The sequence below is a fragment of the Cupriavidus pauculus genome, assembly GCF_002858765.1.
Classification (GTDB): domain Bacteria; phylum Pseudomonadota; class Gammaproteobacteria; order Burkholderiales; family Burkholderiaceae; genus Cupriavidus; species Cupriavidus pauculus_B.
The window spans coordinates 98,765-124,733 of sequence record NZ_PJRP01000021.1 but is presented as its reverse complement, the minus strand read 5'-3'; the positions used below and the strand labels follow the sequence as shown (position 1 = coordinate 124,733).

21 protein-coding genes are annotated in these 25,969 nt (G+C 64.3%); 6 read left to right on the top strand and 15 right to left on the bottom strand.

Features of this window, described 5'->3' with window-relative positions; genetic code table 11:
• From CYJ10_RS29855 to CYJ10_RS29820, 8 genes are all read right to left on the bottom strand, one after another.
• Positions 1-512, bottom strand: a 512-nt coding sequence (locus tag CYJ10_RS29855; RefSeq protein ID WP_146002146.1) for a class II aldolase/adducin family protein, incomplete at its 3' end; no start/stop codon positions are given.
• A 37-nt stretch (positions 513-549) separates the two neighbouring features.
• Positions 550-1,563 carry an NADP-dependent oxidoreductase gene (locus CYJ10_RS29850; RefSeq protein WP_101685049.1) on the bottom strand — a complete coding sequence of 338 codons (1,014 nt, stop codon included), beginning with the start codon at positions 1,561-1,563 and terminating at the stop codon, positions 550-552.
• A gap of 75 nt (positions 1,564-1,638) precedes the next feature.
• On the bottom strand, positions 1,639-2,070 hold the full coding sequence (locus CYJ10_RS29845; RefSeq protein ID WP_101685048.1) for a PaaI family thioesterase: 432 nt from the start codon (positions 2,068-2,070) through the stop codon (positions 1,639-1,641).
• Positions 2,071-2,162: 92 nt separating this feature from the next.
• Positions 2,163-2,945 carry an SDR family oxidoreductase gene (locus CYJ10_RS29840; protein WP_101685047.1) on the bottom strand — a complete coding sequence of 261 codons (783 nt, stop codon included), beginning with the start codon at positions 2,943-2,945 and terminating at the stop codon, positions 2,163-2,165.
• A 146-nt stretch (positions 2,946-3,091) separates the two neighbouring features.
• The gene (locus CYJ10_RS29835) at positions 3,092-4,951 is read right to left on the bottom strand and encodes an acyl-CoA dehydrogenase (RefSeq protein ID WP_101685046.1); all 1,860 of its coding nucleotides are present in this window, start codon (positions 4,949-4,951) and stop codon (positions 3,092-3,094) included.
• 196 nt (positions 4,952-5,147) lie between these two features.
• Positions 5,148-6,326 (bottom strand): acetyl-CoA C-acyltransferase, encoded by a 1,179-nt coding sequence (locus tag CYJ10_RS29830; RefSeq protein WP_101685045.1) that lies wholly within the window; start codon positions 6,324-6,326, stop codon positions 5,148-5,150.
• A 78-nt stretch (positions 6,327-6,404) separates the two neighbouring features.
• Positions 6,405-7,070, bottom strand: coding sequence for a bifunctional nicotinamidase/pyrazinamidase (gene pncA / locus CYJ10_RS29825; RefSeq protein ID WP_101685044.1), 666 nt, complete (start codon positions 7,068-7,070; stop codon positions 6,405-6,407).
• 34 nt (positions 7,071-7,104) lie between these two features.
• Positions 7,105-9,186, bottom strand: coding sequence for a 3-hydroxyacyl-CoA dehydrogenase NAD-binding domain-containing protein (locus CYJ10_RS29820; RefSeq protein ID WP_101685043.1), 2,082 nt, complete (start codon positions 9,184-9,186; stop codon positions 7,105-7,107).
• 588 nt (positions 9,187-9,774) lie between these two features.
• On the opposite strand from CYJ10_RS29820, the gene CYJ10_RS29815 reads away from it, so the two are divergent.
• The 3 genes from CYJ10_RS29815 to CYJ10_RS29805 are packed head-to-tail and all read left to right on the top strand — an operon-like array spanning position 9,775 to position 13,335.
• Positions 9,775-10,419, top strand: coding sequence for a 4Fe-4S dicluster domain-containing protein (locus tag CYJ10_RS29815; protein ID WP_101685042.1), 645 nt, complete (start codon positions 9,775-9,777; stop codon positions 10,417-10,419).
• Positions 10,420-10,432: 13 nt separating this feature from the next.
• A complete protein-coding gene (locus CYJ10_RS29810; protein WP_101685041.1) occupies positions 10,433-12,082 on the top strand; it encodes an FAD-binding protein in 1,650 nt (549 codons plus the stop codon).
• A gap of 8 nt (positions 12,083-12,090) precedes the next feature.
• Positions 12,091-13,335 (top strand): complex I 51 kDa subunit family protein, encoded by a 1,245-nt coding sequence (locus CYJ10_RS29805; RefSeq protein ID WP_101685040.1) that lies wholly within the window; start codon positions 12,091-12,093, stop codon positions 13,333-13,335.
• Between the two features lie 48 nt (positions 13,336-13,383).
• On the opposite strand, the gene CYJ10_RS29800 is transcribed toward CYJ10_RS29805, so the two are convergent.
• Positions 13,384-14,889 (bottom strand): DASS family sodium-coupled anion symporter, encoded by a 1,506-nt coding sequence (locus CYJ10_RS29800; protein WP_101685039.1) that lies wholly within the window; start codon positions 14,887-14,889, stop codon positions 13,384-13,386.
• A 389-nt stretch (positions 14,890-15,278) separates the two neighbouring features.
• Between CYJ10_RS29800 and CYJ10_RS29795 the strand changes: the two genes are divergently transcribed.
• Positions 15,279-16,628 carry a dicarboxylate/amino acid:cation symporter gene (locus tag CYJ10_RS29795; protein WP_101685038.1) on the top strand — a complete coding sequence of 450 codons (1,350 nt, stop codon included), beginning with the start codon at positions 15,279-15,281 and terminating at the stop codon, positions 16,626-16,628.
• A gap of 127 nt (positions 16,629-16,755) precedes the next feature.
• Here CYJ10_RS29795 and CYJ10_RS29790 read toward each other — a convergent pair whose 3' ends face one another.
• The 6 genes from CYJ10_RS29790 to CYJ10_RS29765 all read right to left on the bottom strand — a co-directional run bounded on the left by CYJ10_RS29790 (position 16,756) and on the right by CYJ10_RS29765 (position 23,645).
• A complete protein-coding gene (locus CYJ10_RS29790) occupies positions 16,756-17,469 on the bottom strand; it encodes an ABC transporter ATP-binding protein (protein WP_101685037.1) in 714 nt (237 codons plus the stop codon).
• Positions 17,466-18,242 carry an ABC transporter ATP-binding protein gene (locus CYJ10_RS29785; RefSeq protein WP_101685036.1) on the bottom strand — a complete coding sequence of 259 codons (777 nt, stop codon included), beginning with the start codon at positions 18,240-18,242 and terminating at the stop codon, positions 17,466-17,468. The genes CYJ10_RS29790 and CYJ10_RS29785 overlap by 4 nt, the downstream gene beginning before the upstream one ends.
• Positions 18,239-19,552, bottom strand: a complete 1,314-nt coding sequence (locus tag CYJ10_RS29780; protein ID WP_101685035.1) for a branched-chain amino acid ABC transporter permease — start codon at positions 19,550-19,552, stop codon at positions 18,239-18,241. The genes CYJ10_RS29785 and CYJ10_RS29780 overlap by 4 nt, the downstream gene beginning before the upstream one ends.
• Positions 19,553-19,555: 3 nt before the next feature.
• Positions 19,556-20,503: a branched-chain amino acid ABC transporter permease gene (locus tag CYJ10_RS29775; RefSeq protein WP_101685034.1), complete on the bottom strand. Its 948-nt coding sequence runs from the start codon at positions 20,501-20,503 to the stop codon at positions 19,556-19,558.
• Positions 20,504-20,608: 105 nt separating this feature from the next.
• Positions 20,609-21,868, bottom strand: a complete 1,260-nt coding sequence (locus CYJ10_RS29770; RefSeq protein ID WP_101685033.1) for a branched-chain amino acid ABC transporter substrate-binding protein — start codon at positions 21,866-21,868, stop codon at positions 20,609-20,611.
• Between the two features lie 151 nt (positions 21,869-22,019).
• Positions 22,020-23,645, bottom strand: a complete 1,626-nt coding sequence (locus tag CYJ10_RS29765) for a 3-(methylthio)propionyl-CoA ligase (protein ID WP_101685032.1) — start codon at positions 23,643-23,645, stop codon at positions 22,020-22,022.
• A gap of 323 nt (positions 23,646-23,968) precedes the next feature.
• Here CYJ10_RS29765 and CYJ10_RS29760 point away from each other — a divergent pair, with 323 nt between their 5' ends.
• Both CYJ10_RS29760 and msrB read left to right on the top strand, forming a co-directional pair.
• Positions 23,969-25,519, top strand: a complete 1,551-nt coding sequence (locus CYJ10_RS29760; RefSeq protein WP_101685031.1) for a protein adenylyltransferase SelO — start codon at positions 23,969-23,971, stop codon at positions 25,517-25,519.
• Positions 25,520-25,557: 38 nt separating this feature from the next.
• On the top strand, positions 25,558-25,965 hold the full coding sequence (gene msrB, locus CYJ10_RS29755) for a peptide-methionine (R)-S-oxide reductase MsrB (protein ID WP_101685030.1): 408 nt from the start codon (positions 25,558-25,560) through the stop codon (positions 25,963-25,965).
• Positions 25,966-25,969: the final 4 nt, after the last annotated feature.

The following is a 25,969-nucleotide window of genomic DNA, read 5'->3' as shown; positions in this document are numbered from 1 at the left end:
AAGTCGTCGTACAACGCATGGTCGTTGTAGAACGCGCAGACATCCTGCGTCAGCGGATCAAGCGTGCGCCCCAGCGTGGACCACGCCCGGCCGTACGTGCTGTGCGAATGCGCGGCGGCCACGGCGTCTTCGCGCGTCTGGTGCACGCGCGAGTGGATGGCAAAGGCCGCCGCATTCACCGGATAGTCGCCCTCCACCACGTTGCCGTGGTGATCGCAGCGAATCAGGTTCGACACCTTGACGTGGCTGAAATGCACGCCAAACGGGTTGACCCAGAACGTGTCGGTGAACTCGGGGTCGCGCGCCGTGATATGGCCGGCCACGCCTTCGTCAAACCCGAATTTGGAGAACAGCCGGAACGCCGCCGCCAGCCGCTGCTTGCGATGCAGCCGCTCCTGGGCCGGGGTATCGAACTTGGGCGGGCGCGGCAGATTGCGGTAGCGGGCCTTGACCTCTTCGGACAGGCCAGCGGCCATGTCGTCCTTGTCGGCGGCGGTTTGCGGGGCGTTCATGGCTGTCTCCTGTTCTTTTGTGGGATTGGGGTGCCGCTCAGGCCAGCTTCACCAGCTGCTTGCCGAAGTTCTTGCCCTTCAGCAGGCCGATGAACGCGTCCGGCGCGCTGGCCAGGCCTTCCGCGATGCTCTCGCGGAACTTGATCTTGCCCTGCGCCACAAAGCCGCCCAGTTCCTTGAGCGCCTGCGGCCAGACGTCCATGTGTTCGGACACGATAAAGCCCTCGATCTTGCAGCGCGAGACCAGGATGGCGCGCGGGTTGCGGATCGGCATGTCCTGGCCGTCGTAGCCGGCGATCAGGCCGCACACGGCGATGCGCGCGAACGGGTTCAGGCGGGCCAGCACCACGTCGAGGATGTCGCCGCCCACGTTCTCGAAGTAGCCGTCGATACCCTTGGGGGTCACGGCCTTGACCATCGCGTAGAGCTCCTTGGCGTCCTTGGCCGCCTTGTAGTCCACGCAGGCGTCGAAGCCCAGTTCATTGGTCACGTAATCGCACTTGTCCTTGCCGCCGGCCACGCCAACCACGTAGCAGCCAGCCAGCTTGGCCAGTTGGCCAACCACGCTGCCCACCGCGCCCGAGGCCGCGCTAACGACGATGGTCTCGCCTGCCTTCGGAGCGATGATCTTGTTCAGGCCATACCAGGCCGTCACGCCGGGCATGCCGACCGAGCCCAGGTAGGCAGACAGCGGGATATGCGTGGTATCGACCTTCTGCATGCCGCCGCCATCGGTCACGCCGATTTCCTGCCAGCCGAACATGCCGACGACCTTGTCGCCGACGTTCCACTTCGGGTTCTTGCTGGCGATGACTTCGCCCACGGTGCCGCCGATCATGACCTCGCCCAGCGGCTGGGGGTCGGCGTACGACTTGCTGTCGCTCATGCGGCCGCGCATGTACGGGTCCAGCGACAGGAAATGGTTGCGCACCATGACCTGGCCGTCGGCCAGTTCCGGCACGGCCACCTCTTCCAGACGGAAATTCTCGGGCGTGACGGCTGCGGCCGGACGCGACGCCAGAACGATGCGCTTGTAGGTTTGCTTCGACATGTGGGTTCCTTCGCTCGGTTTGCGCCTGGTTTGCGCGGTTTGCGTAATGAAAGGCCAACTAGTGGCGCGACGGGATCAACCGTCGGCGCCCGAATCCGCCGCCCCGGTTTCCCGCTTGGGCGGCATGCGCTTGATGTACTTGAACGTGCCCGAGGCCTTCGACACGATCTTGCCGTCGGCGTCGACAATCTCGCCTTCGCAGAACACCATCGTCGACGTGCGATGCACGGTCTGGCCGCGCGCGGTCAGCTTGCCGCGTCCCGGCGCCATGAAGCTCGTCTTCATTTCGATGGTGACCACGCCCCGCCCTTCGGCGTCCGACGACCGGCCCGCGATGGCCATGGCCACATCAAGCAGCGTCATGATGACGCCGCCGTGCGCCATGTCCCAGCTGTTCTGGTGGCGCGTCTGCAGATCAAGTTCGATCTCGCTGCGGCCGCCTTCCATGTAGTTGCACAGCACGCCGAGATCGGCCAGGAACGGAATATTGAGTTGGCGTTGGGTCATGATTGGGGGCAATAAGAAAAACCTTCGGCCTGGATTATGCGCCTGGTCTACTCCCCTTCCCGCATGGGGAGAGAGTAGCAGGCCCAAGGCGCCTAGACTGCGCTGACGCCGCCATCCACCGCCAGGATCTGCCCCGTGATGTGCTTGCCGGCGTCGGACGCGAACAGCAACGCGGCGCCCTTCAGGTCTTCGTCGTCGCCCAGGCGGTGCAGCGGCACGCCCTCGCACATCTTGTCCACGCCCAGGCGGTCCAGCGACCCCTTGGTCATCTTCGACGGGAAGAAGCCCGGTGCCAGCGCGTTGACCGTGATGTTGTGCTCGCCCCATTCGCCGGCCAGCGTGCGCGTGAAGTTGATGACCGCGCCCTTCGACGTGTTGTAGGCAATCGTCTCCATCGAGCCCGGCGGGTTGCCACCCAGGCCAGCAATCGACGCCACATTGATGATGCGGCCATAACGGCGCGGGATCATCGACAGCTTGCCGATCTTCTGCGACAGCAGAAACAGGCCGCGGATGTTGAGATTCATCACCTTGTCCCAGGCCTCGATCGGATGATCCTCGGCCGGCGCACCCCACGTCGCCCCCGCGTTGTTGACGAGGATGTCGACGTGGCCAAGCTTGGCCAGCGCCTCGTCCACCAGGCGGGCGATTTCGTCGTCGCGCGAGCCATCGGCGGCAATCCAGTCGGCCTCGATGCCGCGCGCCTTCAGATGCGCCTGCGCCGATTGCAGTTCGTCGGCCTTGCGCGCCGACAGCACCACGCGCGCGCCCTGCTCGCCCAGTGCCTCGGCAATCTGCAGGCCCAGCCCGCGCGAGCCGCCGGTAATCAGCGCGGTACGCCCCTTGAGGTCGAACAGTTGCTGGATGGTTCTCATGAGTGTCTCCGTCTCTCTATTTTGCATTTTCGCAAGTCGCCAAAAACGAAGCGAAGCGGTTTTGGCCAGGCGCGCGACCGCAGACAGTACACAAGGTACGGCAAGGTCGCGCAACGACGCCAGAATCGTTTTTGGCGGCTTGCCATTTAAAACCAGGCATCCTGCATGTCGAGGGTCGTGCGGTCCAGCGAGGCCAGCAGGTCCAGCTGCGGATACACCTTCGGCAGCTCGAACTGGAAGAAGTACGCCGTCGCGGCGAGCTTGCCGCGATAGAAGTCGGCATCCTCGCCCTGCGCACCGGCCAGCGCCGCCTGCGCCACCAGCGCCTGTTCCAGCCAGATCCACGACACCACGACGTGGCCGAACGCCTCCAGATAGACGGACGCATTGGCCAGCGTCACGCTCGGATCGCCGGCCGACCACAGCGTCTGCGTGACCTCCGCCAGGCGCGCGGCGGCGGCGCCCAGCGCGCATGCCTGTTCGCCCAGCGTCTTGTTGCCGCTGGCGGTTGCGCGTTCGCAGGTCGCCTGCACGCGCTGCCCAAGCAACTGGAAGGCCGCCCCATCCTGCATGACCACCTTGCGGCCCAGCAGGTCCAGGCCCTGGATGCCGTGCGTGCCTTCGTGGATCGGATTCAGGCGGTTGTCACGATAGAACTGCTCGACGTTGTACTCGCGCGTGTAGCCATAGCCACCATGCACCTGGATGGCCAGGCTGTTGGCTTCCAGGCACCATTGCGACGGCCAGCTCTTGGCGATCGGCGTCAGGATATCGAGCAGCAGCGACAGCTCGCGCTGCCTTGCCGTCTCGCCGGCGGCCTTCGCGGCATGTTCGTCGTCCACCAGCCGCGCGCAATACAGGTTCAGCGCCAGACCGCCTTCGACATAGCTCTTCTGTGCCAGCAGCATGCGGCGCACGTCGGCGTGCTCCACCAGCTTGACCTGCGGGCTGGCCGGGTCCTTGCCCTGCGGCCCGACCGGGCGGCCCTGCGGGCGGTTGCGGGCGTAGTCGAGCGCGTGCAGGTAGCCCGTGTAGCCCAGCGCCACCGCGCCCAGGCCCACGCCGATACGCGCCTCGTTCATCATGTGGAACATGCACGCCAGGCCCTTGTGCGGCTCGCCTACCAGGTATCCGATCGCGCCGGCCTTGCCGTCCGGGCGGTATTTCATGCCCTCGCCAAAGTTCAGCAGGCAGTTGGTGGTACCGCGGTAGCCCATCTTGTGGTTCAGGCCGGCCAGCACCACGTCGTTGTGCTCGCCAAGCGAGCCGTCCGCGTTGACGAGGTACTTCGGCACGATGAACAGCGAGATGCCCTTCACGCCGGGGATTAGCTTGCCGTCGGGCCCCGGGATCTTGGCCAGCACCAGGTGCACGATGTTGTCGGACAGTTCGTGCTCGCCGGCGGAGATCCACATCTTGTTGCCGCGCAGCCGGTATTGCTGGCCCAGCGGCGATTCGCCCTCGTAGTCGGCGCGCGTGGTGACGTCCGACAGCGACGACCCGGCCTGGGGCTCCGACAGGCACATCGTGCCGAAAAACCGGCCCTCAAGCTCCGGCCGCACGAAGGTGTCGATCTGTGCCGGCGTGCCGTGGGTCAGCAGCAGGTTGGAATTGCCGATGGTCAGGAACGGGTACGAACTCGTGCCGACGTTGGCAGCCTTGAAATACGCGAACGCGGCTTTTTCCAGCGTGACCGGCAGTTGCATGCCGCCGTACTCGTAGTCCTGCCCGGCGGCCATCAGGCCGGCCTCGCAGAACGCCTTCAGCGCGGTCTTGACTTCGGGGATGATCGTGACGGTCTCGCCATCGAAGTGCGGCTCGTGGGCATCGCTCTTCTTGTTGTGCGGCGCGAACAGGTCTGTGGCGATCTTTTCGCAGGTGTCCAGCGCGGCGTCGAAGGTTTCGCGCGAGTGGTCTGCAAAACGGGGAATCTGGGTCAGTGACTCGGCGTTGAGCCATTCGTACAAAACGAAATTGAGGTCACGACGGGAGAGAATCAGCGACATGGAATGCGAGGCTCCGGGCTGAAGCGAAGGGCAGGCATGGCCTTCGATATGCGATGGAAAGCTCCCCTTTCTTGTGCGCGGAGAGGGGTCGGGGGAGAGGGTTAGCCGCACCACCTGCGATGTCGCAAGGCGATTCGCCTGCCCTCTCCCCTGCCCCTCTCCCGCAAGCGGGATAGGGGAACTACATCCCGTGTGCTTACAGGACCTCGAACAGGCCGGCGGCACCCTGGCCGCCGCCGATGCACATCGTCACCACGACATACTTGACGCTGCGACGCTTGCCTTCGATCAGCGCATGGCCAACCAGACGCGCGCCGGACACACCGTACGGGTGGCCCACGGCGATGGCGCCGCCGTTCACGTTCAGGCGATCCATCGGAATGCCGAGCTTGTCGGCGCAGTACAGCACCTGCACGGCGAACGCTTCGTTCAGCTCCCACAGGCCGATGTCCTCGACCTTCAGGCCCGTCTTCTTCAGCAGCTTCGGCACCGCGAACACCGGGCCGATACCCATTTCATCGGGTTCGCAACCGGCTACGGCGAAACCGCGGAACACGCCCAGCGGCTGCAGGCCCTTGGCGGCCGCCACGCGGGCGTTCATCACCACGGCTGCCGACGCGCCGTCCGAGAACTGCGACGCATTGCCGGCGGTGATGACGCCGCCGGGCATTGCCGTACGGATCTTCGACACGGCTTCCAGCGTGGTGTCGGCGCGGATGCCTTCGTCGGCGTCGATCGTCACTTCCTTGGTCAGCAGCTGACCCGTGGCCTTGTCGGCCACGCCTGCCAGCACCGTCATCGGCACGATCTCGTCCTTGAACTTGCCGGCTTCCAGGGCAGCGGCGGCACGCAGCTGGCTCTGCACGCCGTACTCGTCCTGGCGTTCCTTCGAGATGTTGTAGCGCTTGGCCACGTTCTCGGCGGTCTGCAGCATGCTCCAGTAGATTTCCGGCTTGTTCTTGTTCAGCCAGCTTTCCTGGATCATGTGGCGGTTCATCTCCTGCTGGACGCAGGAGATCGATTCCACACCGCCGGCCACGAAGATATCGCCTTCGTCGGCGATCACGCGCTGCGCAGCCATGGCGATGGTCTGCAGGCCGGACGAGCAGAAGCGGTTCACGGTGGCGCCGGGCACGGTTACCGGGCAACCAGCGCGCAGGGCGATCTGGCGTGCAATGTTGGCGCCGGTGGCGCCTTCGGGGTTGGCACAGCCCATCAGCACGTCTTCCACTTCACCGGCTTCGATCTTGGCGCGCGCAATGGCGTGCTGGACGGCGTGGCCGCCCAGGGTGGCGCCGTGGGTCATGTTGAAAGCGCCCTTCCAGCTCTTGGCCAGCCCGGTACGGGCCGTGGATACGATGACTGCCTCGTTCATGTGTTGCTCCTCGGTATCTTGGTGTCTCTAGCTAACTAGCTAACTTGCGAGAAATATTCGGTATGTCGACGTGAAGCGTCAGGATTCAGGGAGCCATGGGTTGTGGTTCGCACTACCGGCCAGCACCGCCGCGGAAGTCGTGCGCTGGACGCCGGCCGCGGCCAGATCCTGCCAGGCGCGAGCCAGGGATCCGTCCAGGTCGATCGCCCGGCAGGCGTCTTCCACGACCACCGCATCGAAGCCCGCCGCGCGCGCATCGAGCGCGCTCCAGGCCACGCAGTAGTCGGTCGCCAGCCCAACGCAGACCACGCGCCGGACGCCCTGCTCGCGCAGGTAGCCGCCCAGACCGGTCCTTGTCGTGCGATCCGCTTCCAGGAAGGCGCTGTAGCTGTCCACGCCGGCATGGTGACCCTTGCGGATCAGCAGCCGCGCATGCGGAACATGCAGGTCCGCATGCAGCGCGGCGCCCGGCGTGTCCTGCACACAGTGGTCGGGCCACAGCACCTGCTCGCCATACGGCAGCATGGTGGTCTGGAACGGCGCGCGCCCGGCATGGCTGGTGGCAAACGACGCATGTCCGGCCGGATGCCAGTCCTGCGTCAGCACCACATGCTCGAATGCCGGGGCCAGCCGGTTGATGACGGCCACGACTTCATCCCCCTGCGGCACGGCCAGCGCGCCACCGGGCATGAAGTCATTCTGCACGTCCATCACCAGCAGGCAATCCTGCGCGCCGTAGGCCATGGTTCCCTATCCCTTCGTTTCAGGTCGTCGTGACTCAGCCGTTGAAGCCCTTGCCCTCGTCGGCCAGCTTCTGCAGCAGCGGGGCCACCTTCCAGGCTTCGCCGTGGTAACCCTTGGCGTAGCGCTTCATGGACTGGGCCACGTTGAACAGGCCAACCTGGTCTGCGTAGAGCATCGGGCCGCCGCGGAACAGCGGGAAGCCGTAGCCGGTCAGGTAGACCATGTCGATGTCCGATGCCTTCGACGCAATGCCTTCTTCCAGGATCTTGGCGCCTTCGTTCACCAGTGCGAACACCAGGCGTTCGACGATTTCCTCATCGGAAATCTTGCGGCGCGTGATGCCCAGTTCCTTCGAGTGCTCGACGATCATCTCGTTGACCTGTGCATTCGGGTACGGCTTGCGGTCGCCCGCCTTGTAGTCGTACCAGCCCGCGCCGGTCTTCTGGCCGAAGCGGCCCATCTCGCAAAGCTTGTCGGCGGTCTTCGAGTACTGGATGTCCGGCTTGTCCACCGCGCGACGCTTGCGGATGGCCCAGCCGATGTCGTTGCCAGCCAGATCGCCCATGCGGAACGGGCCCATGGCAAAGCCGAACTTCTCGATGGCGCGGTCCACCTGCTCGGGCAGCGCGCCTTCGTCCAGCAGGTAGCCAGCCTGGCGGCTGTACTGCTCGATCATGCGGTTGCCGATGAAGCCGTCGCAGACGCCCGAGACCACGGCCGTCTTCTTGATCTTCTTGGCGATCTGCATGACGGTGGCCAGCACGCCCTTGCTGGTCTTCTCGCCGCGCACCACTTCCAGCAGCTTCATGACGTTGGCCGGGCTGAAGAAGTGCATGCCGACCACGTCCTGCGGCCGCTTGGTGAACGAGGCAATCTTGTTCACATCGAGCGTGGACGTGTTGGAGGCCAGGATCGCGCCGTCCTTCATCACTTCGTCCAGCTTCTTGAAGACGATTTCCTTGACACCCATTTCCTCGAACACGGCCTCGATGACCATGTCGGCGTCCTTGATGTCGTCATAGGACAGCGAGGTGGTCAGCAGGCCCATGCGCTGCTCGACCTTTTCCTGCGTGAGCTTGCCCTTCTTGGCGCTGTTCTCGTAGTTCTTGCGGATCGTGCCCACGCCGCGGTCCAGCGCTTCCTGCTTGGTTTCCAGCATCGTCACCGGGATGCCGGCGTTCAGGAAGTTCATCGTGATGCCGCCGCCCATCGTGCCGGCGCCGATCACGGCAACCTTCTCGATCTTGCGGACCGGGGTGTCGCCGGGCACATCGGGAATCTTGCTGGCGGCACGCTCGCCAAAGAAGGCATGGCGCAGCGCGCGCGATTCCGGCGTACCCACCAGGTACATGAAGCCCTCGCGCTCTTCCTTCAGACCCGCTTCAAACGGCTTGAGCGAGGCAGCCACGGCCTCCACGCACTTCGACGGGGCCGGGAAATTCTTGGCCACGGCCGCCACGGTGTTCTTGGCGAAAGCCAGGAAGCCTTCGGCGTTCTCGTGGCGCACCTTCAGGTCGCGCACCTTCGGGTACGGGCCCGGGGCGGCGGCCACGTTCTGGGCGAACTTGACGGCGGCGGGCAGCACGTCGCCATCGACTAGTTCGTCGAACAGCTTCGAGCCAGCGAATTTTTCCGAGGGGATGGCCGTGCCGGACACGATCATGTTCAGCGCGTGCTCCAGGCCGATCAGGCGCGGCAGGCGCTGCGTGCCGCCCGCGCCGGGCAGCAGGCCCAGCTTGACTTCGGGCAGCGCGATCTGCGCGCCCTTGGCGGCCACGCGGTAGTTGCAGCCCAGGGCCAGTTCCAGGCCGCCGCCCATGGCGACGGAGTGGATGGCAGCCACGACCGGCTTGGTCGACGCTTCCAGCGCGCGGATCACCGAATGCAGCGTCGGCTCCTGCGTGGCCTTGGGGGTATTGAATTCACGGATGTCGGCGCCGCCCGAGAACGCCTTGCCAGCGCCGGTAATGACGACAGCCTTGACGGCGGTATCGTCCAGCGCACGGGTCAAGCCTTCGACGATGCCCAGTCGGGTGCTGTGACCGAGGCCGTTGACCGGGGGATTGTCGAGCGTGATAACGGCTACGCCGTCCTGTACCTGATACTGCGCTGTCATACGCCTTCCTTTGGTATTTGCGAGCCCTTCGTCTTCCTAGGGGCTCATGGGTTGTCTCGGGATTCGAATTCTCGAATACAGTTCTTGCTCTGGTACGGCCGGAACTTCGGGCCCGGCTATCCAACGGCCCGCAATCCCTTGCGCCACAAGCCATTCGGCTCGAAAGCGGGACAAGCATACACAAAATAGCACGGTCGTTCAATTTCAATTTTCGACCACGGAACGGCCGTCATGCGCGCCTTTCATGGCAGCTTTTTCCGGCGTTCATGTTGAGCCTGCGGAAGCGCTGAAACCCTCAGGGGGAACCCGTAGGGCGGACGATGGAATGTGGACCTTTATGGCGCATGAGGCACGTGCCGGTGCGGGGCCGTCGCCCCAGGGGAATTTTTGACAGAGCCCTCCAATCGAAAAAAGGCGACGCGATGCCAGCCGCGTCCCTGCCGGGCAGCGTCTCAACAGCCTCCGACTTACGCCACCAGGACCATGCGCTCCCCTTGGCAATAACCTTCCCTGTGCTAAGGTTTATACGACCTATTCGATGGGGCGACGGTCGGGCGCCACCACCGCCAAATGGGAGGCGCGGGAAGCATGGCACGTCTGAACATAGAAGGACGAGAAATCGCGGCGCCGGCCAACTGCTCCATCCTGCAGGCGTTCATCCACGCGGGCGAGACGCTGGTCGAAGGTGTTGGCTGCATGGGCCAGGGGGTGTGCGGCTCCTGCCGGGTCATGGTCCGGCGCCAGGGCGAGCCGGAGGTAAAGACCGCGCTGGCGTGCGAGACGATGGTCGAAGACGGCATGCAGGTCGCCTTTCTTGACTACTTCACCTCTTCGTCGCGCCATGTCTATCGGATCGAGGATATCGGCGACAGCTGGCAGATCCTGGGCACGATTGCCGAGACCTTTCCGGAGGCAGCCCACTGCCGGCACTGCAGCGGATGTGACCGCGCCTGTCCCAAGCAGCTCGATGTCCAGCGCGGCGTCAATCTTGCCGTGGCCGGCGAATTGGCGGAATCGGCTAAGGTCTTCGACGAATGTGTCATGTGCAACCTTTGCACGCTGGCCTGCCCCGAACTGATCCAGCCCAACCACCTTGGCCTGTTCGTACGGCGGATGATCGCTTCGCTTTCGCTGCGGCCGGCGAACCTGATGCAGCGGTTGCAGCAGATCGAGCGTGGCGAAATGGCGATCGATCTGGACGCGCCCGGCGCGCATCCCCCTCAACAAGGCTGAGACCCGACAAACCATGGCCGCCAGCATCCCCTATGAGGAAGCATGCCGCCGCTACCAGCGTGGCGCGACGCCCACCATGCGCGACGACGGGACTTCCGTTGAGGCACTGCTCAAGGCCTACCACCCGGATCACGGGCCGAATGCCAGAGTGGCCCTGTCCGTCGGCCCGAACCGTGGCGACCCTTGCCAGCCAGACCTGGCGCGCAGCCTCCAGGCCAACGCGCTGATCGATGACGTCGATATAGCCGGCGCGCAACTGGTCACGACCGATGTCCTGGTCATTGGCGGCGGCGGCGGTGGCTGCGCTGCGGCGCTGACTGCCGCCGCGCAAGGCGCCCAGGTCATCCTTGCCACCAAACTGCGCCTGGGCGACAGCAACACCGTGATGGCCGAAGGGGGCATCCAGGCAGCCATCGGCGAGGACGACAGCCTGCAAATGCATTTCGAGGACACCCTGCGCGCCGGCCATTTCTGCGCAGACCGCGAACTCGTGGCGCAAATGGTCTCGGACGGTCCGGACGTCATCCGGTGGCTGATCCGGCTGGGCATGATGTTCGACCAGACGGAAGACCGCACAATCGGTGGCAACCTGCTGCGCAAGAAGCCCGGCGGGGCATCAGCGGCGCGCATCCTGTCCTATCGCGACTACACCGGACTGGAAATGATGCGCGTGCTGCGCGAGGCGGTGGATCTGGATGCCGGCGTCGCCGTATGGAACCGCTGCCCCGTGGTCGAATTGCTGTCCGACGAGCGCGGGCGCTGCGCCGGAGCCGTGATCTACAACCTCGAATGGGGTGCCTTCGTGCTGGTGCGCGCCCGTGCGGTGATCCTGGCTACAGGCGGCGCCGGCCGGCTGCATCTGAATGCGTTCCCGACGTCCAACCACTATGGCGCCACGGCCGACGGCCTGGTACTGGCCTATCGCATGGGCGCCCGCCTGCGGGAACTGGACTCGTTCCAGTACCACCCTACCGGCATCGCCTATCCGCCCCACCTGGCGGGCGGCCTTATCTCCGAGGCCGCCCGCTCGGCCGGGGCGAAACTGATCAATGGCGAGGGGGAACGATTCGTGGACGAACTCAAGCCGCGCGATGTCGTGGCCTCGGCCATCCTGCGCGAGTGCGCGGAAGGTCGCGGCATCGGCCGTGACGGACAGGTTGGCGTGTTTCTCGATACGCCCACGCTTGAACTGGAAAGCCCCGGCATCCTTGCCAAACGCCTGGTGACCCTGACCCATCTCGCGCACAAATGCGGGCATGACGCCGCACAGGAGCCCTTTCTGGTCTATCCAACGCTGCACTACCAGAACGGTGGGCTGGCCATCGACAAGGACGGCGCCACGAACGTGGCAGGTCTGTATGGCGTGGGCGAAGTCACGGGCGGCATCCACGGACGCAACCGGCTGATGGGCAACGCCCTGCTGGACATCCTGAGCATGGGGCGCCGGGCCGGCGCCAAGGCGGCGGAATCGGTGCGCGGCGCCCTGCCCAGCCGCGCCGGCATCGGCCACGTGCACGCATGGCAGCGCGAATTGACGCTGGCCGGCCTGCCGTTGCACGTCCAGGCGCCGCAGCTTTTTCCCGGCTACGCGCATTTCGATCTGCGTGTCGATGCCGGCCTGCGCGCCGGGGCGCGAGGCCGTACGGTCGGCAGCCTGCGATGAGCCACGCCATGGAACGCCCGGACAAGGTCCTGCTGAATGAGAACATCCGGGTCGGTGCCGACCTGGATGCGTGGCTGGCGCATGGTGGCGGCGAAGGACTGGCCCGGGCCCTGACCGATCCAGCCGCGATCATCGGTGAAATCGCACAAGCGGAACTGCGCGGCATGGGCGGCGCCGGATTCCTGACGCACCGAAAATGGGCGCCCGTCGCGGCGGCGCCCGACGGGGACAAATATGTCATCTGCAACGGCAACGAAGACGAGCCGGGCACCTTCAAGGATCGCTTCCTGCTGGAGCACACGCCACACCAGGTGATCGAGGGCGCGCTGATCGCGGCGGCCGCCACCCGGGCTAACCATGTCGTCCTGTACGTCAATCCGCACCAGTTGCAATCGCTGGCGGTTACGCGTCTGGCGGTGCAGCAGTGGCAGACCCTTCCGCTATTCGACCGTCTGGCGGCCGTGGTCGGTGGCGCCGTCTCGCTGCGCGTCATACCCAGCTCGGGCCTGTACATCGGCGGCGAAGAGACGGCAGTGATCGCGAGCGTCGAGGGCGGCTTTCCGTTCCCGCGTCGCAAGCCGCCCTATCCCGCAGAGCACGGCGTCCATGGCGCGCCGACCATCGTGAACAACACCGAGACCCTGGCCCATGTGCCGGGCATCCTGCGCCATGGCGCCCAGTGGTATCGGGATCTCGGTCTGGGCAAGGCGGTGGGCACGAAGCTCTATTCGCTTTCGGGTGACGTGCTGCGCCCAGGGCTGTACGAACTGCCCATGGGGACGAGCCTGGAATCGCTGGTGTTCGGACACGGCGGCGGCATGCTGCAGGGCAAGGAGTTCAAGGCGGTCTTTACGGGCGGCCCGTCGAACACCCTGCTGACCAAACGCGATCTCGACGTGCCGCTTGATTTCGACTCGGTCCGTCAGCGGCGTTCGAGCCTGGGGACCGGGGCCATGATCGTCGTCTCGGAAGGCACCAGCATCGTTCGCAAGGTTGCCGAGTATGTGAGCTTTTTCGCCCAGGGTTCGTGCGGCCAGTGCCCTTCCTGCAAGGGCGGCACCTTCCAGTTGATGCGGCTGCTCAACCGGATCGACACCGGGCGCGGCGTGCGGGCAGACCTTGAGGCGCTGGAAAACCTCTGCCGCATCCTGCCAGGCAGCGGCCGTTGCGGACTGATCGACGGTGCTGTGACCGTAGTGGAAAGCTCCATGCACCAGTTCCGCGAGGAATACGAAAACCTCCTGATGGCCTGACGCCGGCACCGGCCGGGGCTCCGCAAGGCCCACGAACATTGCGCGGTGTCACCAGAATCCCAGCACCTTCCACCAAATACCCCCGACCACGGCGAAGACCGCCAGCTCGAACACGCACATCACCGCGCCAGCCCGCCACCACTGCCCCAGCGTGACGTAGCCGCTGCCGAAGATGATCGGCGACGTACCGGTCGCGTAGTGGGTCAGCGTCATCATGATCGCCGACCCGGCCGTCATCATCAGCATGAATGGCGGAATGTATTCCGGCGGGATCAGATGCGCGCCCACCGTGAGAAACGCGAGCATCATGGCGCTGATATGGGCCGTGGTACTGGCGAACAGGTAGTGAGAGAACACGAAAGCCAGCACCAGTACGGCGGCAATCCCTTTCCATTCCATGCCGCTGGCGGCGATGGCATCGCGCATGTCGGCCGAAAACCAGGCAATCACACCCAGCTTGTTGAGCTGCTCGGCAAGCATCACCAGCGCCCCGAACCAGATCAGCGTGTCCCAGGCGCTCTTTTCGGAGAGCACATCGTCCCAGTCGATCGTCCCGGTGATGATCAGCGCAAAGAGGCCAAGGAAAGCAACCACGGTCGGATCCAGCGTGTAGGCGGGCCCGAAGATCATCGCGGGCAGATTGGCCCACAGGACCAGCATCATCGCGAACACGCCCATCATGACGCGTTCCTTGCCGCTCAGCGGCCCCATGCGCGCAAGCTCGCCGCGCGCGTAGTCGATGGCATTGGGCGTGACCTTCAGTTCCGGAGGGGACAGCACGTAGATGATCAGCGGCATTAAAAGCAGGCAGAGCAGGCCAGGCAGCAGCATGCACAGGGCCCAGGTGGTCCAGGTCAGGTGCAGCGCCTGGCCGCTGGCCTTGGCCACGTAGTCCACCACCAGCGGGTTCGGCGCGGTGGCGGTCAGGAACATGGCGGAGGTAATCGGGTTGGCGTGGTAGTTCACCAGCGCCAGGTATGTCCCGACCTTGCCCTGCGTCCCCTTGGCCGGGTCCGAGTCGAAGGCGCCGGCGATCGACCGCATGATAGGGTGGACGATACCGCCCCCGCGCGCCGTATTGCTTGGGGTGAACGGTGCCAGCACCAGTTCGCAGATGGTAAGTCCGTAGCCAATGCCAACCGTGCGCTTGCCCAGCAGGGCAATGAACATCAGACCGATCCGGTTGCCCAGCCCCGTTTTCTTCAATCCGCGCGAGATCAGGATCGCCACGACGATCAGCCAGATCAGCGGATTCGAGAAACTGCTCAGCGCATCGGCAATGGCGCCCTTCGACGTTGGCGACGTCACCTGCGCCAGCGACACGATCACGATCGCCATCATTGCCATGACGCCGATCGGCATCACCTTGAGGATGATGGCGATAATCGTGGTCAGGAAGATCGCAACCAGGTGCCAGGCCTCGGGCTTCAGCCCCTCTGGAGCGGGAAGGAGCAGCAGTGTTATCAGGACAACCGTGGCGATAATGGCGGGCGTCAGCCGGAACGGTACGACTGACATGAAGTAGCGATACATCGCCATCAACTTGGACAGCATTGGTTTGTACCTCCCACGCGCGGCATGCGGCGAATATCGATGCTCCGATGGCCGGACTTCCCGGCTTTTACCCTCTCCAATATGTGGCGTCGAGTGATTTCAGACAATGGACTTTGGTCCACTTCCCATTGCGGAAACCGCCCGGGTCGGGCATTGCGTCGCGCCACTCGTGCCGCAACCTGCACTTTCGTCGATCAATAGCCCGATTTTCCTTGCGGGGCATGTCTCCGCGTTCGTTCTAGGTCTTTCGGTCCATACCCAAGCCCAACTGCCCGGCACTAAGCTCGCCTTAGCGTGTTCCCGAAAAACGGCGCAGGGATCGAGGTAAATGGCCAGGACGATGCGGTCGATGGCCGGCTTCCGGCACTGAACCAGCAATGGAGACGATCATGGATAAAGCCGAACATTCAAAGCCGCTCTACAAGTCTCTCTACTTTCAGGTCATTACCGCCATTATTCTTGGCGTCATTCTTGGTCACTTCTATCCCCAGACCGGCGAAGCCATGAAGCCGCTGGGCGACGGCTTCATCAAGCTGATCAAGATGATCATCGCGCCGATCATCTTCTGCACGGTCGTCGTGGGCATTGCCGGCATGGAAGATATGAAGAAGGTCGGCAAGACTGGCGGCCTGGCGCTGCTCTATTTCGAGGTCGTCAGCAGCATTGCGCTATTGGTCGGGTTGCTGATCATCAATATCGTCAAGCCCGGTGCAGGCATGAACGTCGACGCTGCCACCCTGGACACCAAGGGCATAGCCGCCTACACCGGCCCCGGCAAGATGCAGGGCACCGTCGATTTCCTGATGAACGTGATCCCCAACACGGTCGTGGACGCGTTCGCCAAAGGCGAAATCCTTCAGGTTCTGCTATTTGCCGTCATGTTCGGCTTTGCGCTGCACAGGTTCGGCGGGCGCGGCACGCTGGTTTTCGATTTCATCGAAAAGTTCTCGCACGTGCTGTTTACCATCGTTGGATACATCATGAAGGTCGCGCCAATCGGGGCCTTCGGCGCCATGGCATTCACCATCGGCAAATATGGCGTGAGTTCGCTGCTCCAGCTTGGCCAGCTCATGGCCACGTTCTACGCCACCTGCCTGCTTTTCATTTTCGTCGTGCTCGGATCCATCGCGCGATTCCATGGGTTCTCGATCTGGAAGTTCATCAAGTACATCAAGGAAGAGCTACTGATCGTGCTTGGCACGTCGTCCTCGGAATCCGTGCTGCCCCGGATGATGGCCAAGCTCGAAAACCTTGGCGCCCGCAAATCGGTGGTCGGCCTGGTGATCCCGACCGGCTACTCCTTCAACCTGGATGGCACATCGATTTACCTGACGATGGCGGCGGTGTTCATCGCCCAGGCCACCAATACCGACATGACCCTGCTCCAGCAACTTACCTTGCTAGCGGTCCTGCTGCTGACCTCGAAGGGCGCCGCCGGCGTAACAGGTAGCGGCTTCATCGTCCTCGCCGCTACGCTTTCCGCGGTGGGCCACGTTCCCGTCGCCGGGCTTGCCCTGATTCTGGGCATCGACCGCTTCATGTCGGAGGCACGCGCCCTGACCAACTTGATCGGGAACGGCGTCGCCACGGTCGTCGTGGCAAAGTGGACCGGCGATCTGGACGTCGAGCGGATGCACAGCAGGCTAGACGGCGAGACCGGTCTCGAAGCAGACGAGCCGGAAGTCATACTCGATCAGACAGCGGCGCATATGCCAGCGGCCGACATCAAGACCCGATAGATAAGAGCACGACAGGCATCCTGCCGAAGTTGCGATGTGGCCCCGCTGCGGATGAGCGGGCAACTGTAAGGTGGTTCGGATTTCGGCACGCCCACGGCGACCGAAAAAACGGGCACCGCATCGTCGTTCACACCTCCAGCCACTCCTTCCGGATCTGGGCATTGGCCTTGAGTTCGACGGGCGTGCCCTCGAACACGATATGCCCGTGGCCCATCACGTAGACGCGCTGCGAGATATCCAGCGCAATGGCCAGCTTCTGCTCGATCAGCAGCACCGACACGCCCCGCTCCTTGAGCGTCTTCAGGAAGTCGCCCACCAGCGTGACGATCATCGGCGCCAGGCCCTCGGTCGGCTCATCGATCAGGATCAGGTCGGGGTCGCCCATCAGTGTGCGGCACAGTGTCAGCATCTGCTGCTCGCCGCCCGACAGCACGCCGGCCGACGTGTTCTCGCGCTCCTTGAGCCGTGGGAACATGCGATACATGTCCTCCACGCTCCAGCGCGGCTTCTGCTGGCGCGGATTGCGCTTCTCGCCCAGCAGCAGGTTCTGCCGCACGGTCAGGGTCGGGAAGATGTCTCGGTTTTCCGGCACATAGCCGATGCCGGCATGGGCAATCTCGAACGTGCGGCGGCCCAGGATTTCGTCGCCACGAAAACGTACCGATCCTTCAGCCTTGACCATGCCCAGGATGGCCTTGGCCATGGTCGAGCGTCCCACGCCGTTGCGGCCCAGCAGCGCCACGATCTCGCCTTCGTCGACGTGCGCGTCCACGCCATGCAGGATATGGCTCTTGCCGTAGTAGGCGTGCAGGCCGGTGACTTCCAGCATGGGCTTGCTCATTCGTGGGCTCCTGCCAGCGCGGGTTCGTCGAGCGTGGTGCCCAGATAGGCTTCCTTGACGCGGCGGTTGTTGCGGATGGCCTCGGGCGTATCGGTGGCGATGACCTCGCCGTAGACCAGCACGGATATGCGATCGGCCAGCCCGAACACCACGCTCATGTCGTGCTCCACCATGATCAGGGTCTTGCCCACGGTTACCTTGCGGATCAACTCCACGGCATGGTCCGATTCCGAGCGGCTCATGCCGGCCGTCGGCTCGTCCAGCAGGATGACCTCGGCGCCGCCCGCGATGGTGATGCCGATTTCCAACGCGCGCTGCTCGGCATAGGTCAGCAGTCCGGCCTGGGTATTACGGCGGTGCTGCATGCCGATCAGCTCAAGCACTTCGTCGGCACGCGCCTTCGCGTCGCGCAACGCCGACAGGCGGTGCCAGAACGAATACTTGTAGCCCAGCGACCACAGCACCGCGCAGCGCAGGTTCTCGAAGACCGACAGCCGGTGGAAGATGTTCGTGATCTGGAAGCTGCGCGACAACCCCATGCGGTTGATCTCGAACGGCCGCAGCCCGGCAATGCTCTGGCCGTTCAGCTTCACGGCCCCGGAGGTGGGCGCGAACCGGCCCGAGATGAGATTGAAAGTGGTCGACTTCCCCGCCCCGTTCGGGCCGATCAGCGCATGCCGCTCGCCCTTGCCGATGGTCAGCGTGACCCCCCGGATGATCTCGGTCTGCCCGAACCGCTTGCGGACGTCCGAAAGTTCGAGTGCGGCGTTCATGCCAGACCTCCCGTTTCCGCCTGGATGGCGTCCAGTTCCGCGCGCACCTTCGCCGTCGCCCAGCGCCATGCTGCATAGCCCAGCGCCCACAACGCCGCCGCCACGATCCATGGCACCAGCGTGCCGGCGTCGAAACCGATACCCAGCAGCGACATCGCCGTGCCATTGGCACTGTCGACCTGGACCTTGTAGACCATCTCCACCGTCAGGATCATGGCCGCCAGCAGCACCAGACCGGCCACGCCGGCCCGCGCATACGACGGCAGCATGCGGCCGAACTGTTTCTTTGCCACCAGCGGCAGCTGCATCAACAGCAGGCTGGCGATGCCGCCCGGCACGAACATCACCATGCCCACGAAGAACAGCCCCAGGTACAGCAGCCAGGCCTTGGTCAGGTCTGACAGCGCCACCGCGAACAGGGTGAAGACGATGGCCCCGATGACCGGGCCGAAGAACACGCCCGCGCCGCCGATGAACGCCGCCAGCAGCACCCCGCCCGATCGCACCGCGCTGACGTTTTCCGCCGACACGATCTCGAAGTTGACGGCCGACAGCGCCCCGGCAATGCCGGCGAAGAACGCCGACAGGATCAGCACCAGGTAGCGCACGCGCTGGGTGTTGTAGCCGATGAATTCCACGCGCTCGGGATTGTCCCGTACCGCGTTGGCGATACGGCCCAGCGGCGTCTGGGTCCAGGCGTACATGGCCACCATCGACAGGAAGCACCAGATCGCGATCAGGTAGTACACCTGCCGGCCCGGGCCGTACGTAATGCCCAGGATCGGATCGCCGACCACGCGATTGGTGGAGATGCCGCCTTCGCCGCCAAAGAAATCGGGGAACATCAGCGAACTGGCAAACACCATCTCGCCGATGCCCATCGTGATCATGGCGAATGTGGTGCCGGACTTCTTGGTCGTCACGTAGCCGAACAGCACGCCGAAGAACGCGCCGGCCAGCCCGCCCACCAGGGGCAGCATCGATACCGGCAGCCAGACCTTGCCGGCGCCAATCATGTTCAGCACGTGCACCGCGATAAACGCGCCCAGGCCCGAGTACACGGCGTGGCCGAACGACAGCATGCCGGTCTGCCCCAGCAGCATGTTGTATGACAGCGCAAAGATGATCATGATGCCCATCTGGGACATCAGCGTCACCGCAAACCCGCCAGTGAAGGCCAGCGGCATCACCAGCATCAGCAGTGCCGTGGTGGTCCAGATGATCCAGCGTGCCAGGTTCAGCGGGCGGTAGCGCAGAGTGCGGCCCGTCACGACCGGCTGGGAGCTTTGTTCCATCGTCGTCGACTCCATCGCTCAGCTCTCCCGGGTGCCCATCAGCCCGCGCGGGCGGAATATCAGCATGACCACCAGCAGCAGGTACGGCAGCACGGGCGCCACCTGGGCGACGGTGAGCTTCCAGACCGAACTGAATGGCGTGGCATCGGTGATGGCCATGCCGAAGCTGTCGAACAGGCCGGCCAGCGACGCATCAATGGTGACCGCGAACGTCTGCAGCACCCCGATCAGGATCGATGCGATGAACGCCCCGACCAGCGAGCCCATGCCGCCCACCACCGCCACGACAAAGACGATCGACCCGACGGCCGCCGCCATCGACGGCTCGGTGACAAAGGCGTTGCCGCCGATCACGCCGGCCAGGCCGGCCAGCGCCGCCCCGCCGCCGAACACCATCATGAACACGCGCGGCACGTTGTGGCCCAGCGCCTCGACCATCTCCGGATGGGTCAGCGCTGCCTGGATGACCAGGCCAATGCGGGTACGCGTCAGCACCAGGTAGATCGCTACCAGCATGCCCAGCGACACCAGCATCATGAACGCGCGATATTTCGGGAACGACGAGGTAAAGACCGTGAACAGCGGCCCATCCAGCTCGGCCGGAATACGGTACGGCACGGCAGCCAGGCCCCAGACCAGCTTGACGCCTTCCTCGATCAGGTAGGCCAGGCCGAAAGTAAATAGCAGTTCGGCCACATGGCCGTACTTGTGAACGGTACGCAGCCCGAAGCGCTCCACCAGTGCGCCGGCACCGGCCACCAGCAGGGGCGCCAGGATCAGCGCCGGCCAGAAGCCGAACTTGGTGGCGATGGTGTACGCAAAGTAGGCGCCCAGCATGTAGAAGCTGGCATGGGCGAAGTTGAGCACGCCCATCATGCTGAAGATCAGCGTAAGCCCCGATGACAGCATGAACAGCAGCAAGCCGTAGCTGACGCCGTTCAGTAGCGAGATGATGAAGAATTCCACGGCAAGTCCTCAGGGCCTGCTCCCGGAGCCGGAGCCTGACCCGACAAAAGCCATATTGTCAGGGGTTCCCGCGTGGCGGGGAACCCCTTCCCACTTGCCGCAGCGTCAGCTTCCGCTGCCCGGCCGCTTCATCTGGCACGAAGTGGGCTGCGCCGCCACGAACTGGTCAAGCGTCGCATTGGTCTTCCAGCCATAGCCGGTGTTTTCCTGGTCGAACTTGATGTCCTTGCCGTTGACCTTGGTCCAGGTGGCTACCACCAGCGGCTGCTGGGCCTGGTGGTCGCTGGCACGCATCTCCACCGTGCCGTTCATGCTCTCCACCTTCAGGCCTTCCATGGCCTTGGCCACCTTGACCGGATCGGTGGAGCCCGAGTCCTTGATGGCCTTGGCCAGCATGGCCACGCCCGTGTACGACGCCATCACGTAGAAGTCGTCGTTGTACTTCTTCTTGTAGCCCTCGACGATGTCTCCACCCCGGAAGGTGGCGTTGTTCGGGTTGTAGTAGCCCACGTACTTGACGTGCTCGGCACCGGCCGCGCCCATGGCGGTAGGCACGCCCGTCGTGGCGGCGTAGTAGGTGTAGTAGTTGACCGGCAGGCCAGCGTCCTTGCCCGCCTTGATCAGCAGGGCTAGGTCGCTGCCCCAGTTGCCGGTGATCACCGTATCGGCGCCCGATGCCTTGATCTTGGCCGCGTACGGCGCGAAATCCTTGACCTGCGCCAGCGGGTGCAGGTCTTCGCCAACAATCTGGACGTCAGGCCGCTTGCGCTTCAGGTAGTCCTTGGCCGCCCGTGCCACCTGGTGGCCGAACGAATAGTTCTGGTTGATCAGGTAGACCTTCTTGACGTTGGGGTCCTTGGCCAGGTAGGTGGTCAGGGCCTCCATCTTCATGTCGGAATTGGCGTCAAGCCGGAAATGCCAGTAGCTGCATTTGCTGTTGGTCATGTCCGGGTCTACCGCGGCGTAGTTCAGGTAGACGATTTCCTTGCCCGGGTTGCGCTCGTTGTGCTTGGCCACCGCGTCTTCCAGCGCCAGGCCCACCGACGAGCCGTTGCCCTGCACGATGTAGCGGATATTCTGGTCCACCACCTGCTTGAGGATGGTCAGGCTTTCCTGCGGGCTCAGCTTGTTGTCGAAGCCCACCACCTCGAACTTGTGCGCTCCGCCCCAGCCCTTCTGGTTGGCCACGTCGGCCACGTACTGCCAGCTCTTGAGCTGGTTCTGCCCCACCGGGGCCATCAGCCCCGACAACGGATCGATGAAGGCGATCTTCACCGTATCGGCCGCCGCGGCGCCCGATGCCAGCGCAGAACCCAGAGCAACAACTGCAGCCACACCTCGTACCAGCGGACGCAACCTTGTCATACCTGTCTCCTTCACTTGTTGTCATTGGCGATGGCCGGCGGCCCGCGCCCTCCTCGCGCCGGGCCGCCGCGTCTGCGCTGTGACCGCCATGGCGGGACACCGCAAATGCCTGCTGCTGCCTTGTTTGCCCAGAGATGCCGCGGTGCGGACCTCAGGCGCCAGGCAGCTTGTAGTCCTTGAATTGCTCGCGCAGCCGGAGCTTCTGCATCTTGCCGGTGGCCGTCAGCGGAATCTCGGTCACGAACGCCACGTCATCGGGAATCCACCATTTGGCAACCTTGCCCTCGAAGAAGCCCAGCAGATCCTCGCGCGTGACGTCCATGCCGGGGCGCTTGACCACCACCAGCAGCGGCCGCTCGTCCCACTTGGGGTGGTACGCCGAGATGCACGCAGCCATATGCACGGCCGGATGGGCCGCCGCCACGTTCTCGACGTCGATCGACGAAATCCACTCGCCACCAGACTTGATCACGTCCTTGCTGCGGTCCGTGATCTGCATGTAGCCCTCTTCGTCAATCGTGGCCACGTCACCGGTGGGAAACCAGCCATCCACCAGCGGGTTGTTGTCGTTGCGGTAGTAATGGTCGATCACCCACGGGCCACGCACCAGCAGGTCGCCAAAGGCCTTGCCGTCCCACGGCAGCTCCTGGCCCTCGCCATCCACGATCTTCATGTCCACGCCGTAGATCACGCGGCCCTGCTTTTCCAGGATCTTGTGCCGGTCGTCCTCGGACAGGTCCTTGTGGCGCGCCAGCAGCTTGCAGGACGTGCCCAGCGGCGACATCTCGGTCATGCCCCAGGCGTGAATGACTTCCACGTCGAATGCCTCGAGCGTGCGGATCATCGCCGGCGGCGCCGCCGAGCCGCCAATCACCGTGCGGCGGAAGGTGGAGAACGTCAGCTTGTTCGCCTGCACGAATTGCAGCAGGCCCAGCCATACGGTGGGCACCCCCGCGGAGAACGTCACGCCTTCCTGCTCGAACAGTTCGTACAGCGACGCCCCGTCGAGCTTGGCGCCGGGGAACACCAGCTTGGCGCCTACCAGCGGCACCGAGTACGGCAGGCCCCAGGCATTGACGTGGAACATCGGCACCACCGGCAGGATCACGTCCTTGGCCGAGCAGCCCAGCGCGTCGGGCAGCGCCGACGCATACGAATGCAGCACGGTGGAGCGATGCGAGTACAGCGCGCCCTTCGGATTGCCGGTGGTGCCCGACGTGTAGCACAGGCTCGATGCCTGGTTCTCGTCGAATTCCGGCCATTCGTAGGCGCCGTCGTGGGCGTCGATCAGGTCTTCGTAGCAAAGCAGGTCGACCTTCGATTCCGCCGGCATATGCGCGCGGTCGGTCATCATGACCCAGCCCTTCACGTTCGGGCAGTGCGGCGCCACGCCTTCCACCAGCGGCAGGAACGTGGCATCGAAGAAGATGAACTGGTCTTCGGCGTGATTGACGATGTAGGCGATCTGCTCCGGAAACAGGCGCGGATTGATCGTGTGGCAGACGGCACCCATGCCCGACACCCCGTAGTAGATCTCCAGGTGCCGGTAGCCGTTCCAGGCCAGCGTGCCCACGCGCTCGCCCTGTGCCACGCCCAACGCCTCCAGCGCCTGGGCCACCTTGCGGGCGCGCAGTTCGCAGTCGCGATAGGTATATCGATGAAGGTCGCCTTCCGTTCGCCGCGAGACGATTTCGGTGCTGCCGTAGTAGCGCGCAGCGTGCTTGATGATGGAGGAAATGAGCAGCGGCGCGCTCATCATTTGACCCATCAATGCCATGAAACGGTCTCCTTGGTTCGATAAAAACGAACAACCGTTCTTATTTTTGGCCGACTATCCCGCACCCTGCAAAAGCATCGACAAAAAATGAAGAAACTTGTTGGTGTTGTTGGTGGACTGACGCGTAGTGGGTCGAGCGCTTCGCGCCCACACGCAGACCCTGCCATGCACGGGATTGATGTCCAATATTTGCGTCGCTTTTTGACTGGTCTACGCGCAGCGGACAACCCTTGGCCGGCAGGGGAAAACCGGTGCAAGTACAATACTGCGAGCCCTGATGTGTCTCAATATGTCGTTTTCCCCTAGCGTCATGCACGCCGTCTATGCCTACTGAATCCAACGACGCCCTCCCGCGTATTTCATTCCCCGTGCCGTTCAAGACCGCGCCGGGCATGGCGGCACTGGGCGAACGGTTTTTTACGCGGCTGGCGCCGACCGCCCTGCCTTCGCCTTATGTAGTCAGCGTAGCCCCCGCGGCTGCAGCCCTGCTCGGATGGGATGAAGCCGGCTTGCGTGCCGCCACGCAGGATCCAAAGTTCGTCGATACCTTCGTGGGCAATGCCGTGCCGGACTGGGCAGACCCGCTGGCCACGGTCTATTCGGGCCATCAGTTCGGCGTCTGGGCCGGGCAGCTTGGCGATGGCCGCGCCATCCGCCTGGCGGAGGCCACGATGACCGACGGCCCCTGGGAAATCCAGCTCAAGGGCGCCGGCCTGACCCCCTACTCGCGCATGGCCGATGGCCGCGCGGTGTTGCGCTCGTCGGTCCGCGAGTATCTGTGCTCCGAAGCCATGTATGCGCTGGGCGTGCCCACCACGCGGGCGCTGGCGATCATTGGGTCCGACGCCCCGGTGCGACGCGAAACCATCGAGACATCGGCCGTGGTCACGCGGTTGGCGCCGAGCTTTATCCGCTTTGGCCATTTCGAGCATTTCGCCGCCCGCGAGGACCACGCCTCGCTGAAGCAGCTGGCCGATTTCGTGATCGACCGCTTCTACCCGGCCTGCCGCGACACCGCCAGCCCATACCAGGCGCTGCTGCGCGAGGTGTCGCTGCGCACGGCGGACATGGTGGCCCACTGGCAGGCCGTGGGCTTCTGCCACGGCGTGATGAACACCGACAACATGTCGATCCTGGGCCTGACCATCGACTATGGTCCGTTCGGCTTCCTGGACGCATTCGACGCCAATCACATCTGCAACCATTCCGACCAGCAGGGCCGTTACGCGTACAGCCAGCAGCCGCAAATCGCGTTCTGGAACCTGCATTGCCTGGCGCAGGCCCTGCTACCGTTGTGGCGCGACGCGAACGCCACCGACGCCGAGGCCGCCAAGGACGCCGCCGTGGAGGCCGCACGCGAGGCGCTCGACCCGTTCCGCGACCGGTATGCCGAAGCGTTCTTCCGCCACTATCGCGCCAAGCTTGGCCTGCGCACCGCGCACGACCAGGACGAGACGCTGATGACAAACCTGTTCCGCGTGATGCACGCCAATCGCGTGGACTACACACTGTTCTGGCGCAACCTGGCCCAGGTGGGATCGCAGGACGGCTCGCGCGACGCGCCCGTGCGCGACCTGTTCCTGGACCGTGCGGCCTGGGACGCCTGGGCCGCCGAATACCGTGCCCGTCTGCAGGCGGAACAGCCCGACGACGCAACCCGTGGGGTTGCAATGCGGCAAGTCAACCCGAAATACGTGCTCCGGAATCATTTGGCCGAAACCGCGATCCGTGCCGCGCGCGACAAGGACTTCTCGGAAGTGGACCGCCTGCTGGCCGTGCTGTCCAAACCGTTCGACGAGCAGCCCGAAGCGGAACACTACGCCGCCCTGCCGCCCGACTGGGCATCGGGGCTCGAAGTCAGCTGTTCGTCGTAAGCCTGGCAGCCTGCCTGAGATCGCACCAAGGAAACGAGATGACCACCACCAAGACCGACGCCGAATGGCGTGACCAACTGTCCGACATCGAGTACCGCGTGGCGCGCGAGGCGGCCACCGAGCGCCCGTTCACGGGCCGCTACTGGGACCACTGGGACCAGGGCATCTACCACTGCGTGGGCTGCGGCACCCCGCTGTTCGAGTCGGCCACCAAATTCGACGCGGGTTGCGGCTGGCCCAGCTATTTCCGGCCCATCAACGGCGAGGTGATTGCCGAGCATGTGGACCACACCCACGGCATGACGCGCGTGGAAGTCCGCTGCAAGGAATGCGGCAGCCATCTGGGCCATGTCTTCGAGGACGGCCCGGCCCCGACCGGTCTCCGCTATTGCATCAACTCGGCTGCGCTAAAATTCGACGATCGCGATCCGGCTGATCGCGGGTGACGGC